A 12,632-nucleotide genomic window follows, 5' to 3' on the forward strand; every position below is an offset into this window, starting at 1 on the left:
CCGATGCAGCTCTCCGATCTCTCGGTCCGCCGGCCGGTCTTTTCGGCGGTGGTCGCGGTGCTGATGTGCATCGTCGGCCTGGTCGGCTATTTCAGCCTGTCGGTCCGCGAATATCCTGATACCGATCCGCCGATCGTCTCGGTCGAAACCACCTATACCGGCGCGGCCGCGTCGGTGGTGGAAACCCGCATCACCCAGCAGATCGAGGATGCGGTCGCGGGCGTGCAGGGCATCCAGACCATCACCTCGACCTCGCAGGACGGCACGTCCAACATCAATATCGAGTTCGATCCCTCGCGCGACATCGACAGCGCCGCCAATGACGTGCGCGACCGTGTCGGGTCGGTGACGCAGGATCTGCCCGAGGATGCGCTGGCGCCCGAGATCCGCAAGGTCGATTCCGACGCACGATCGATCCTGTTCCTGGCCTTCTCGCGCCCCGGCTGGTCGCCGATCCAGATCAGCGACTATCTCGACCGCAACATTGCCGACCGCTTCGCCGCGATTGATGGCGTCGCCCGCGTCACCATCGGCGGCGAGGCGCGGCCGTCGACCCGTATCTGGTTCAACGCGGAAAAGCTGGCTGCATTCGGCCTGACTCCGGCCGATGTCGAGGCGGCGCTGCGCACCCAGAATGTCGAACTGCCCGCCGGCCGTTTTGAATCGAAGGACCAGAACCAGACGCTGCGCGTCGAGCGGCCCTTCGCCACGCCGGACCAGTTCGCGCAGCTGGTCGTGGGCCGGGGCGAGGATGGCTATCAGGTGAAGCTGGGCGATGTCGCCCGGATCGAGGAAGGGGCCGAAAACCCCTATAGCAGCTTCCGTTCCAACCAGGGCACGGCGATCGGCATCGGCATCATCCGCCAGTCGGGCGCCAACACGCTGGAAGTGGCGCAGAAGGCCAAGGCGCTGATCAAGGAGCTGGAGCCGACCCTGCCCAAGGGCATGAAGGTGGCGATCGGTACGGACGAATCCCTGTTCATCGAGCGCGCGATCGACAATGTCTATGACACGCTGATCGAGGCGGCGCTGCTCGTCATCCTCGTCATCTTCCTGTTCCTGGGATCGGTGCGCGCGACGATCGTGCCAGCGGTGACGGTGCCGATCTGCCTGCTTGCCACCTGCGCGGTGATGTGGCTGCTCGGCCTGTCGATCAACCTGCTGACCCTGCTCGCCTTCGTCCTCGCCATCGGCCTGGTGGTCGACGACGCGATCGTGGTGCTGGAAAATGTCTATCACCGCGTCGAACAGGGCGAAGATCCGCTGGTCGCCGCCTATCTCGGCACGCGGCAGGTGGGCTTTGCCATTATCTCGACCACGCTGGTCGTCTGCGCCGTGTTCGTGCCGGTCATGTTCCTCGCCGGCCAGACTGGCCTCTTGTTCCGTGAACTGGCCATCGCGATGATCGCGGCGATCGGCTTCTCGGGCTTCATCTCCTTGAGCCTTGCGCCGATGCTCTGCTCCAAGCTGCTGAAGAATGCCGAGCGCGGCCGGCTGGCGCGCTGGGTCGATGATCGCTTCCAGCGGATCGAGCATGGCTATGGTCGCTGGCTCGACTGGACCTTGAAGAAGCCGCTGATGCCGCTGCTGGGCGTCGCGATCTTCCTGGGGGTCGCCTTCTTCCTCTTCACCCGCCTGCCGGCCGAACTGGCCCCGGCCGAGGATACCGGCGTGGTCGAGGCCAATGTCAACGCGCCCGAAGGCACCGGCTTCGACCGGATGATGGCCTATATGCAGAAGATCGAGAATGATCTCGCCTTCCTGCGCAAGGATGGCACGCTGCAGAATCTGGTGATCCGCACCCCCGGCGGCTTCGGCACCACCGACGATTATAACAACGGCAATGTCATCGCCTTCCTGCGGCCGTGGGAAGACCGCACCATCACGACCGCCGAAGTCGCGACCATCATCAACAAGGTGATCGCCGACCAGCCGGGCGTGCGCGGCAATGCCGCGCCGCGATCGGGCCTGGGCCGTGGTCGCGGTCTGCCGGTCAATATCGTGCTGGCCGGTTCCACCTATGAGGGGCTGGTGGCGGCGCGCGACCGCATCATGCTGGCGGCGGCAAGCTATCCGGGGCTCATCAACCTCGACAGCGATTATAAGGAGACCAAGCCGCAGATGCGGATCGAGACCGATCTGCAGCGCGCCGGCGATCTGGGTGTATCGGTGAACGATGTCAGCCAGGCGCTGCAAAGCCTGCTCGGTTCGCGCCGTGTCACCACCTATGTCGACCGCGGCGAGGAATATCGCGTGCTGGTGCAGGCGGAGCGCGACGGCCGCCAGACGCTTGCTGATCTGGAACGTATCCAGGTGCGCAGCCGCAGCGGCGTGCTGGTGCCCTTGTCGGCGGTCGTGACCGTGCGCGAAGTGGCCGGGCCGCGTCAGCTCAACCGCTATAACAAGCTGCGCGCCATCACCCTGACCGCCGCGCTGGCGCCGGGGACGTCGCTGGGGCAGGGGCTGGCCTTCCTGGAGGATCAGGCGCGCCAGTCGCCCGAGGTGCTGGCGATCGGCTATCGTGGCGAAAGCCAGTCGCTGCGTGAGACCGGCGGGTCGATCTGGATCGTCTTCGGCCTCACCATCCTGATCGTCTATCTGCTGCTCGCGGCCCAGTTCGAAAGCTTCATCCACCCCGGCGTCATCATCGCGACGGTGCCGCTGGCGGTGGCGGGGGGCGCGCTGGGCCTGGCGATCACCGGCGGGTCGATCAACCTCTATAGCCAGATCGGCATCGTCATGCTGGTGGGCCTCGCCGCCAAGAACGGTATCCTGATCGTCGAGTTCGCCAACCAGTTGCGCGACGAGGGGATGGAGATTGCCGAGGCGATCCGCGAGGCGGCCAAGCGGCGTCTGCGGCCGATCCTGATGACCTCGATCGCGACCGTCATCGGCGCCGTGCCGCTGGTGCTGCGCGGCGGGGCGGGTGCGGCGGCGCGCCATTCGATCGGCGTGGTGATCGTGTTCGGCGTCAGCCTGGCGACGCTCATCACCCTGTTCCTCATTCCCATTTTCTATTCGCGCGTTGCCAAGCGCACGGTTTCTCCGCAAACCGTTGGTCGCAAACTGGATTCGGCGCTCAAGGATTCGCCCGAACCCGCCGAATAGCTTGGAGCTGCGTTGCCGATGAACGAGATCGCGTCCCAGGGTCAGTTGCGTCTTGCCTATCTGCGCTGGGCGTTGGTGACGGTGCCCGCGATCGTCTTTCTCGGCTTCCTGTCGGGCAGGCTCGCCAATAGCGGTTTTGGCAATCGCTGGTTCGCCTCGCTCAACCTGCCCGCGCTGATGCCGCCGGGTTGGGCCTTCGCCGTCGCCTGGACGATCCTTTATATACTGATGGCGCTGGCCTTCGCGATCGTGCTGCATGCGCGCGGGGCCAGGGGGCGGGGCGCGGCGGTCGCGCTGTTCCTGGTGCAGCTGGCGCTCAACCTTGCCTGGTCGCCGCTCTTCTTTCGTGCGCATCAGGTGGGGGCGGCGCTGGGGCTGATCCTTGTGCTGGCGCTCTTGGTGGCGCTCACCACCACCTTGTTCTGGCGGATCCGTCCCTTTGCCGGTGCGTTGATGTTGCCCTATCTGGTCTGGCTGGTCTTTGCCTCCTACCTCAACTATGAGGTCGGCCGCCTGAACCCGGATGCGCACAGGCTTGTCGCGCCGGCACTCCAGACCCAGATATGATTTCGGCGCATCCACGCGCCTGATACGAGGATAGACGATCATGCAGAGCGAGAACCGCTTTTTCGACGACCTGGCCAAGCTGGTGAACGGCGCTGCCGGCACGGTCGCGGGCATGACCCGCGAGTTCGAATCCAATGCGCGCGAACGCGCCAAGGAATGGATCGGCGGCGTCGACTTCGTCAGCCGCGAGGAATTTGACGCGGTCAAGGCGATGGCCGCCGCCGCGCGCGAGGAAGTCGAACTGCTCAAGGCCCGCCTCGACGCGCTGGAAGGCAAGGCGCCCGAACCGGTCACCAAGACCGTGCGCGCCGCCAAGACGAAAGCTGTGGATAAGGATGCGGGCGCCGAGTAAGCGCCCTGTCCTTTCGCCGCTTGCGGTGATAAAGGCGCGCCGATGATGGATAGCGACGAATTTGAGAATGGCGGCCATGAGGCCGCGCCGATCGACATGCTGGCGGCCTTTTACGAGGCGCATGGCTGGAGCTATGAGCAGGTCGGCGAGGATGAGATCGTCGCGAGTACCCAGGGGTCGTGGGCGCAATATGAGCTGCGCGGCATCTGGCGTGACGAGGATCAGGTGCTGCAGCTTCTCGCGCTGCCCGACATCCGCGTCAATGACGACAAGCGCGCCGTCATCTACGAGACGCTGGGCCTGATCAACGAGCAGCTCTGGCTCGGCCATTTCGAGCTATGGTCGTCGAGCGGCATCATCCTGTTCCGCCATGGCGCCTTGCTGGGGCAGGGTGGCACGCTGACGCTGGACCAGGCGCAGGTGCTGATCGAGACCGCGATTGACGAGTGCGAGCGTTTCTATCCGGTGTTCCAGTTCGTCCTGTGGGGCGGCAAGAGCCCGAGCGAGGCGATCAGCGCGAGCCTGATCGAAACCCGCGGCGAAGCCTGACATTTCTGCCTGAAAGCCTGACCATGACCATTGCCTGCTGGCCCGAACATCTTTTCCTTGTCGGCTGCGGCAATATGGCGGGGCAGATGCTGACCCGCTGGCTGGCGTGCGGGCTGGATCCCGCCCGCGTCACCGTGCTGCGGCCGAGCGGCAAGCCGGTGGCGCAGGGCGTGACCGTCGTCACCGCCTATCCCGACGCGCTGCCGGCCGGCACCACCGTGCTGCTGGGCATGAAGCCCTATCAGATTGCCGATGTCGCCGCTGGTCTTGCGCCGCTGCTGACGGCGGAGACGCGGCTGGTGTCGATCCTGGCGGGAACACCGATTGCCGACCTGCGCCGGCATTTCCCGGCGCCGCGCGATGTCGTCTGCGCCATGCCCAACCTGCCGGTCGGGCTGGGTGAGGGCGTGGTGGCGCTCTACACTGATGCGACCACGGATGCAGCGGCCAAGGCCGACATTGCCGCGCTGATCGCGCCGCTGGGTCTGGCCGAATGGATGGGTGACGAAGCCCTGTTCAATCAGGTGACGGCCCTGTCGGGCTGCGGCCCGGCCTTCCTGTTCCGCTTCATCGATGCGCTGTCGCGCGCCGGCGAGGCGCTGGGCATTCCCGCCGATCAGGCCGCGCGCATGGCGCTGGCCACGGTGCAGGGATCGGCGAACATGGCGGCGCGCGCCAGCGTCAGCCCGGCCACCCTGGCGGACCAGGTCGCCAGCCCCGGCGGCATGACGCGCCAGGGACTCAATGTGCTGGACGCCGACAATCGCCTGCTCGACCTTCTGACCGACACGCTGGTCGCCGCGCGCGACCGGGGTGCGGCGATGGCGCGGGGCGAATAGGGACGGTTCCGGTCCGCGCCATTATCCGTTAAGGGGGCGCGATCGATATACGGAGTCCGTTCATGCTGTCCCCTGAAACCCCCATCCTGCTGCTCACCACCGGTGGCACGATCGACAAGGTCTATTTCGACGCCCTGTCCGACTATCAGGTCGGCGAGACGGTGATGGCCAAGCTGTTGCAGGTGGCTCGGGTCAAGCGCCCGTTCCGCATCGAGGAAATCACCCGCAAGGACAGCCTGGAACTGGACGACACGGATCGTGCGCTGATCGCCGCCCGCGTTGCCGCCGCGCGCGAGAAGCATATCGTCATCACCCATGGCACCGACACCATGACCGAGACGGCCAAGCTGTTGCAGGGCATTCCCGGCAAGACCGTCGTGCTGGTCGGTGCGCTGGCCCCGGCGCGCTTTGGCGAGAGTGATGCGAGCTTCAACCTTGGCATGGCCTTTGCCACCGCGCAGGTCGCCGAGCCGGGCGTCTACATCACCATGAGCGGATCGGTGTTCCGCGCCGACAAGGTGGTCAAGGACCGCGCCAAGGGCGCCTTCGTCCCGACCGGCGAGTAAGGCGGGCCAACGGGGCGGCTGAAACCTTTGCCCGCTCTCCGGCATTGTTGCCCCCACGGGGTGACAAAGAGGAGAGACTTTATGGCAGATTATCAGGAACGCCCGGCGCCCACGACGACCATCATCGAAAAGCGCAGCGGCGGCGGTGGCACGACCATCGCGATCCTGTTGCTGGTCGTGGTGGTGGCGGTCGCCGCCTTCTTCCTGATCAGCAGCCAGACCCGCAAGGATGATGCCGTGTCGAGCGCGGCGAGCCAGGTCGGTCAGGCCGCGAGCGATGTCGGCGACGCCGCCAAGGATGCCGCCGACAGCGTGAAGGGCAATTGATCGAAAGGGCCGGCTTCCAGAGCGAAGCCGGTCCTTTTTCAGACCATGATTTTGTCGAGTGCGGCGCAGAAGGCCTGCATGTCGGCCATCGAGCCGACGGTGACGCGCGACATGGTGGGCCAGGGCGCCCAGTTGCGGCCGATGCCGACACCCGCCGCCAGGAACTGGGCCTGCACGCCGGCCGCCGGCTTGCCCCAGTCGACCATGAACATGTTGGCATCCGACGGGATGAACTTGACCCCGCGCTTGGTGAGGTGGGCGAAGGTGAAGTCGCGCGCGGCGATCATCTCGGCCCGACGCTGCTCGATCAGCGCCTTCTGCGTCAGCGCCACCGTGCCGCACACGACCGAGGGCAGAGGCAGGTTGGTCGACATGCGCTTGCCGTCATAGCGCATCATCCTGGCGTGCAGGTCCGGCCGCGCGATGGTGGCGCCCAGCCGCATGCCGGCCATGCCGAACAGCTTGGAGAAGGTGCGCAGCACGATCACGTCCTTGCCCTGCGCAACCAGCGGCGCGGCCGACTGGCCGTGCGAGAAATGGAGATAGGCCTCGTCCACCAGGACGATCGATCCGGCTGGCTTGTTGGCGACCAGCCATTCGATGTCGGCCACCGGCGTCAGCGTGCCGGTGGGGTTGTTGGGCGAGCAGATATAATAGAGGCCGGCGTCCGGATTGGCGGCCAGCATCGCCTTCACGTCGTGGCGATAGTCGGGCGTCAACGGCACCTTCGTCACCTTGGCGCCGGCCCATTCCGCCGTGCCCCAGGGCTGTTCATAGCTGACATCGGCGGTCACCAGCCCCTTTTGCGGCGAGCAGAAGGCGACGACGATGCGCGAGAGCGGGTCGCTGGACCCCGGCCAGGGCAGGACATAATCGACCGGCACGCCTTCGATGGTCGCGAGCGCCTTCTTGAAGTCGGTGACTTCGGTGCCGGGGTGATAGAAATTGGCGTGGGACACGATCTTCGCCGCGGCGGCCTGGGCGACGGGGAAGGGGCCGGTCCAGCATTCGTTGGAGCCGATCCGCACCTTGGGGAAATTGCCTTCTTCAGGGCCGTCATTGCGCTGCGCCCAGACCGGGGTGCCGGCGGTGGCGACCGCCACGCCCGCGCCCAGCACGCCCAATATGCGGGCGGCGTCGCGGCGCGAATAGCCGCGCTGGATCAGATCCTGCTGCGCGTCATTCTGGTCGTTCATGGCTATTCCCCTATGCGTCCTGAAGAACGGTTCGGGGGAGTCAACGGACGAGGGCGGGATTCCCGCAATGGCCCCGCCGTAACGAAGAAGGGCGCCCCCTGGGAGGGCGCCCTTCATCATGTTTCAGCCTGTTCGGGCGAAGGGATCAGCCTTCGACCTTGGCATATTTCGGCGCGGCCTCATTGAGGATGCGCAGGATCTTCTGCAGCGCAGTGGGCTCGTCGGTCTCTTCCATCGCGGCGAGTTCGCGGGCGAGGCGGCTGGAAGCGGCCTCGAAGATCTGGCGCTCGGAATAGCTCTGCTCGGGCTGGTCATCGGCACGGAACAGGTCGCGGGTCACTTCGGCGATCGACACCAGGTCGCCCGAATTGATCTTCGCTTCATATTCCTGGGCGCGGCGCGACCACATGGTGCGCTTGACCTTGGGCTTGCCCTTCAGGGTTTCCATCGACTCCTCCAGCGTCTTGTTGGAGGACAGCTTGCGCATGCCGACGCCTTCGGCCTTGTTGGTGGGAACGCGCAGCGTCATGCGCTCCTTTTCGAAACGGAGCACATACAGCTCCAGTTCCATGCCCGCGATCTGCTCCTTTTGGAGTTCGATCACACGGCCCACGCCGTGCTTGGGGTAAACGACATAATCACCAACGTCAAAGGACAGCGCCTTGGCAGCCATTTGAAACCTTTCTATTCAACCGGGGAACGGGCCGTCGCGGGGCAGGTGCAGCAGGGGCACGAGTCGGGGAAAGTCCGCGGCGTCACCGTCAAGACATGATGCGAATACTCCAGGACGAACGCGACCATGTTCGTCCGCTGGGCGCTATTTAGCAGATTCGTAACAAAATTGCCACCCCCGGACACAAAGTCTGGGGGTGCGGCACAAAATGGGACGCTGCGCCTTGATGGCGCAGGATAATATCGATCAGCTGCCCTCGCCGGGTTCGGGCGAGAAGAACTGCTCCAGCTTGTTCTCTACGCCGCTCATCGCGTCGGCGTCAGCCGGGGCCTCGCCCTTGACCGTGATGTTGGGCCATTCGGCCGAATATTTGGTGTTGAGTTCCAGCCATTTTTCGAGGCCGTTCTCGGTGTCGGGCAGGATCGCCTCGGCCGGGCATTCCGGTTCGCACACGCCGCAGTCGATGCACTCGTTGGGATTGATGACCAGCATGTTCTCGCCCTCGTAGAAACAGTCCACGGGGCAGACCTCGACGCAATCCATATATTTGCAGCGGATGCAGTTGTCGGTCACGACATAGGTCATTGTCAGGGCACTCTTTGGGTTGCGACAGCGGCGGCCCTGCTATGCCCGGCGCGCGCGAAGGTCAATGAGGATAATGTTGACGGGCGCGTAGGGGCGGTTTTGTACTGTCGGCAGCGCAGATGGTCGGTCGGGCCGCCCGTTCGAGCGGCCCGAGCCATCGTCAGTTGCGCACGTCGGATTCGGTGACGGGCGAGATCTTGATCTCGACGCGGCGGTTGGCGGCCTTGCCTTCCTCGGTCGCGTTCGACGCGATCGGCTGGGTTTCGCCAAAGCCGCGCGTGGCAATGCGCGCCGACTGGACGCCATGGCTGGTCAGATAGCCGGCGACCGACTGGGCGCGGCGTTCCGACAGCGTCTGGTTATAGGCGTCCGACCCGTCGCTGTCGGTGTGGCCATAAACGTCGATATAGGTCTTGGGATATTGCGACAGGATCGAGGACACCTCGTCCAGCGTGGGGCGGAACTGCGGCTGGACGCTGGCGTCGTTGAAGGCGAAGGTGATGCCCGAGGGCATGCGCAGCAGCAGGTCGTCGCCCTGGCGGATCACGTCGACGCCGCTGCCGGCGGTCTGCTGGCGCAGCTTGCGTTCCTGTTCGTCCATATAGGAGCCGATGCCGGCGCCCGCGATCGCGCCGATGCCGGCGCCCAGGATCTTTTCGGTACGATCGTGCCGGCCGCCGACCAGATCGCCCAGCAGATAGCCGCCCAGTGCGCCGCCAATGCCGCCGATCGCCGCCTTCGACATGCGCTTCTGCCCGGTTTCCGGGTCGGTGGTGCAGGCGGTGGTGGTCAGCATCGCGGCCAGGCCGGCCGCCATCATGATCCGGTGCGAAATCCTCATTCTTCTATTCCCTTGTCTTTGGCATCCGCGTGGATGGATGCCTCCCTAATAACCCAGGCGGTGGATTGTTCCACAAGTGAACTGAACGGACGATGATGGGATGGTTGTGAAAACGAAAGAATAAAGGTTATAGGGGAGGGGACCACCATGGCCACGATCCCCCCTCCCGCTCCGACGCCCTTCCCCTGGGTAGACCTCATCATCATCCTGGCGCTGGTCGCGCTGAACGGCGTCTTCGCGATGTCGGAGCTGGCCATCGTGTCCGCGCGCAAGCCACGGCTGCAGGCGATGGAGAAGGCGGGCAAGCGCGGCGCCAAGTCGGCTTTGCAACTGGCGGCGGACCCCGGCAAGTTCCTGTCGACCGTCCAGATCGGCATCACCCTGATCGGCATCATTTCGGGCGCCTATTCGGGCGCCAGCCTGGGCGGGCCGACCGGCGAGCGGCTGGCGGCGCTGGGCCTGTCGCCCAATATGGCGGAGAATCTCGGCTTTGCGCTGGTCATCGGCCTCACTACCTATGCTTCGCTGATCATCGGCGAGCTGGTGCCCAAGCAGTTCGCGCTGCGCCAGCCCGAGCCGATCGCCGTGCTGGTGGCGACGCCGATGCTGTATCTGGCCAAGCTGACCGCGCCGGTGGTGTGGGTGCTCGACAAGTCGAGCGGCCTCATTTTCAAGCTGCTGGGGCTGGACCGCGAATCCGAACATCATGTCACGGTCGAGGAACTGCACCTGATCGTCGCCGAGGCGAGCCGGTCGGGCATCATCGAGGAAAGCGAGCGGGCGATCATCTCCGGCGTGGTGCGGCTGGCCGACCGGCCGGTGCGCGAGGTGATGACCCAGCGCATGGATGTCGACTGGATCGACATCAACGCCGACGAGGAAACAGTACGCCTGCGCCTGCTGGAAACGCCGCATACCCGCCTGCCGGTGGGGCGCGGATCGGTGGAGGACATTATCGGCATCGTCCAGGCGCGCGACATCATGACCGCTTTGTTCCGGGGCGAGGCGCTGAACATCGAGGCGCTGCTACGCAAGGCGGAGGTCGTGCCCGATCAGGTCGATGCGATGGATGCGCTGGAAGTGCTGCGCAAGTCCGACGTGCCGATGGTGATGGTGCATGACGAATATGGGCATTTCGAGGGGATCGTGACCCCGGCCGACCTGCTGTCCGCGATCGCCGGCCATTTCGCGTCGGACCGCGACGTCTATGACGAGCCGGATCTGGTCGAGCGCGAGGATGGCAGCCTGCTGGTGTCGGGCCAGATGCCGATCGACCAACTGGCCGAGAAGATCGACATCAACCTGTCCGAGGACCGCGATTATGCGACGGTCGCGGGCCATGTGCTGTGGCTGCTCAAGCGCCTGCCCGAAGTCGGCGACTATGCCGAGGATCAGGGCTGGCGCTTCGAGATTGTCGACATGGACGGACGCAAGATCGACAAGCTGCTGGTCGCGCAGCTCTGACCATGGCGGCGTCGGCGCTCGATGCGGTCGATCGCCTGGCGCTGCGCCTGCTGGAAGAGAAGGACGGCCTGGCCGTGCTGGGCCTGTGCGGGGCGCAGGGCAGTGGTAAGAGCACATTGGCGCAGGCGCTGCAGGCGCGCATGGGCGCGCGGGGCGTGGCGAGCGCGATCCTGTCGATCGATGATCTCTATCTGACGAAGGGTGAGCGGGAAGTGCTCGCCGGGACCGTGCATCCGCTGCTGCGGACGCGGGGCGTGCCGGGGACGCATGATGTCGCGCTGGGCTTGCGGGTGCTGGACGCGCTGGCGGCGGGGCGGGCGGCGTGCTTGCCGCGGTTCGACAAGGCGGTGGATGATCGCTTGCCTGAAAACGCGTGGCCGGCGGCGGAGGCGGGGCTGCGGCTGCTGATCCTGGAGGGCTGGTGCGTGGGCGCGCGGGCGCAGGAGGCAGGCGCACTGGATGCTCCGGTCAATGCGCTGGAGCGGGACGAGGATGGCGACGGGCGCTGGCGGCGCTTCGTCAATGCGGCGCTGGCGGGCGAGTATCAGACGCTGTTCGGGCGGATCGATGCGCTGGCGCTGCTGGCGGCGCCGGGGTTCGACGTGGTGCAGGGCTGGCGGACGCAGCAGGAGGCGGCATTGCGCGCGGCCGGCGGCGGCAGTGCGGTGATGAACGATGCGCAGGTCGCCCGCTTCATCCAGCATTATGAGCGGCTGACCCGGCATATATTGGATGAGATGCCGGGGCGGGCCGATCTGGTCGTGGCGCTGGATGCAAAGCGCGGCGTGACGGCGGTGCGCAGCCGATAGCCGAAAAGGGCGCCGCCACCGGCAGCGCCCTTCCTGAAATTTACTGCGCCGCGTTCTCGGCCGGGGCCTCGGTCGCGTTGGCGGCATTGTCGCCGCCTTCGGCCGGGGCCGCATTGTCGGCAGCGGCGGGCGCGGCATCGGCGGCGGGCAGGGGGAGGTTGGACCCCTGCGTGTTCAGCCAGGCGATCAGGTTGGCGCGATCGGCCGGGTTGGAGAGGCCGGCAAAGGTCATCTTGGTGCCGGGGGCAAATTCACGCGGGCTTTTCAGCCAATGGTCGAGATTGTCGAAGCTCCATTCGCCGCCCTTGCTCTTGAGCGCTTCGGAGAAGGCGAAGCCGCCCTTGCCCTGGCCGATGCCTTCGCCGACGGTGGCATAGAGATTGGGGCCGATGCCGTTGGCGCCGCCCTGGTTGACGGTGTGGCAGGCGGCGCATTTCGCGAACACCTTTTCACCGGCCGCGACATCCGCGCTGGCGAGCAGGGTATTGAGGCCGGGGCCGCTGTCGCCGCCACCTTCGCCTTCCACCTCGACGCCCTCGATCGCATAGCCCATCTTTTCGGGCCGTTCATCGTGGAAATATTTGGAACTGACGATCGCGCCACCCAGCGCGATGATGCCTGCAAACAACGCCCACCCTGCAACGGTGTTGAATCGATCGCCCATCCGCAGATTTCCCTCGCATCTTTGTTATGGAGGCTGTCGTGCGCTCCCCCACTTAAGCACTTGCCATAATGGGGGATAGGCCGGGGTGCAAC

14 protein-coding genes are annotated in these 12,632 nt (G+C 65.6%); 9 read left to right on the forward strand and 5 right to left on the reverse strand.

The window, feature by feature from the left end:
* Positions 1–3: 3 nt before the first annotated feature.
* From VHN57_RS02655 to VHN57_RS02685, 7 genes are all read left to right on the forward strand, one after another.
* Positions 4–3,108, forward strand: coding sequence for an efflux RND transporter permease subunit (locus VHN57_RS02655; RefSeq protein ID WP_278984662.1), 3,105 nt, complete (start codon positions 4–6; stop codon positions 3,106–3,108).
* An 18-nt stretch (positions 3,109–3,126) separates the two neighbouring features.
* Positions 3,127–3,675 (forward strand): TspO/MBR family protein, encoded by a 549-nt coding sequence (locus VHN57_RS02660; RefSeq protein ID WP_004211089.1) that lies wholly within the window; start codon positions 3,127–3,129, stop codon positions 3,673–3,675.
* A 40-nt stretch (positions 3,676–3,715) separates the two neighbouring features.
* Positions 3,716–4,027, forward strand: coding sequence for an accessory factor UbiK family protein (locus VHN57_RS02665; protein ID WP_004211090.1), 312 nt, complete (start codon positions 3,716–3,718; stop codon positions 4,025–4,027).
* Between the two features lie 42 nt (positions 4,028–4,069).
* A complete protein-coding gene (locus VHN57_RS02670; protein WP_004211091.1) occupies positions 4,070–4,576 on the forward strand; it encodes a type III secretion system chaperone family protein in 507 nt (168 codons plus the stop codon).
* Positions 4,577–4,599: 23 nt separating this feature from the next.
* Positions 4,600–5,415, forward strand: coding sequence for a pyrroline-5-carboxylate reductase family protein (locus VHN57_RS02675; protein ID WP_278984659.1), 816 nt, complete (start codon positions 4,600–4,602; stop codon positions 5,413–5,415).
* A 62-nt stretch (positions 5,416–5,477) separates the two neighbouring features.
* On the forward strand, positions 5,478–5,981 hold the full coding sequence (locus VHN57_RS02680) for an asparaginase domain-containing protein (protein ID WP_278984657.1): 504 nt from the start codon (positions 5,478–5,480) through the stop codon (positions 5,979–5,981).
* 81 nt (positions 5,982–6,062) lie between these two features.
* Positions 6,063–6,308, forward strand: coding sequence for a hypothetical protein (locus tag VHN57_RS02685; RefSeq protein ID WP_004211096.1), 246 nt, complete (start codon positions 6,063–6,065; stop codon positions 6,306–6,308).
* A 38-nt stretch (positions 6,309–6,346) separates the two neighbouring features.
* Here the strand turns inward: VHN57_RS02685 and VHN57_RS02690 are convergent, their stop codons facing one another.
* From VHN57_RS02690 to VHN57_RS02705, 4 genes are all read right to left on the reverse strand, one after another.
* Positions 6,347–7,504 carry a pyridoxal phosphate-dependent aminotransferase gene (locus VHN57_RS02690; protein ID WP_125997763.1) on the reverse strand — a complete coding sequence of 386 codons (1,158 nt, stop codon included), beginning with the start codon at positions 7,502–7,504 and terminating at the stop codon, positions 6,347–6,349.
* Positions 7,505–7,649: 145 nt separating this feature from the next.
* A complete protein-coding gene (locus VHN57_RS02695) occupies positions 7,650–8,177 on the reverse strand; it encodes a CarD family transcriptional regulator (protein WP_004211100.1) in 528 nt (175 codons plus the stop codon).
* Positions 8,178–8,423: 246 nt separating this feature from the next.
* The gene (gene fdxA, locus VHN57_RS02700; protein ID WP_004211101.1) at positions 8,424–8,762 is read right to left on the reverse strand and encodes a ferredoxin FdxA; all 339 of its coding nucleotides are present in this window, start codon (positions 8,760–8,762) and stop codon (positions 8,424–8,426) included.
* Between the two features lie 160 nt (positions 8,763–8,922).
* Positions 8,923–9,603: an OmpA family protein gene (locus VHN57_RS02705; protein ID WP_026108966.1), complete on the reverse strand. Its 681-nt coding sequence runs from the start codon at positions 9,601–9,603 to the stop codon at positions 8,923–8,925.
* A gap of 147 nt (positions 9,604–9,750) precedes the next feature.
* On the opposite strand from VHN57_RS02705, the gene VHN57_RS02710 reads away from it, so the two are divergent.
* Both VHN57_RS02710 and VHN57_RS02715 read left to right on the forward strand, forming a co-directional pair.
* Positions 9,751–11,067: a hemolysin family protein gene (locus VHN57_RS02710; protein WP_278985796.1), complete on the forward strand. Its 1,317-nt coding sequence runs from the start codon at positions 9,751–9,753 to the stop codon at positions 11,065–11,067.
* Positions 11,068–11,069: 2 nt separating this feature from the next.
* Positions 11,070–11,876, forward strand: a complete 807-nt coding sequence (locus VHN57_RS02715; protein WP_278985795.1) for a kinase — start codon at positions 11,070–11,072, stop codon at positions 11,874–11,876.
* A 40-nt stretch (positions 11,877–11,916) separates the two neighbouring features.
* On the opposite strand, the gene VHN57_RS02720 is transcribed toward VHN57_RS02715, so the two are convergent.
* Positions 11,917–12,540 carry a c-type cytochrome gene (locus VHN57_RS02720; RefSeq protein ID WP_037510216.1) on the reverse strand — a complete coding sequence of 208 codons (624 nt, stop codon included), beginning with the start codon at positions 12,538–12,540 and terminating at the stop codon, positions 11,917–11,919.
* Between the last annotated feature and the right edge of the window lie 92 nt (positions 12,541–12,632).

The sequence above is a fragment of the Sphingobium salicis subsp. salicis genome (genome assembly GCF_049472635.1).
Lineage (GTDB): Bacteria > Pseudomonadota > Alphaproteobacteria > Sphingomonadales > Sphingomonadaceae > Sphingobium > Sphingobium yanoikuyae_A.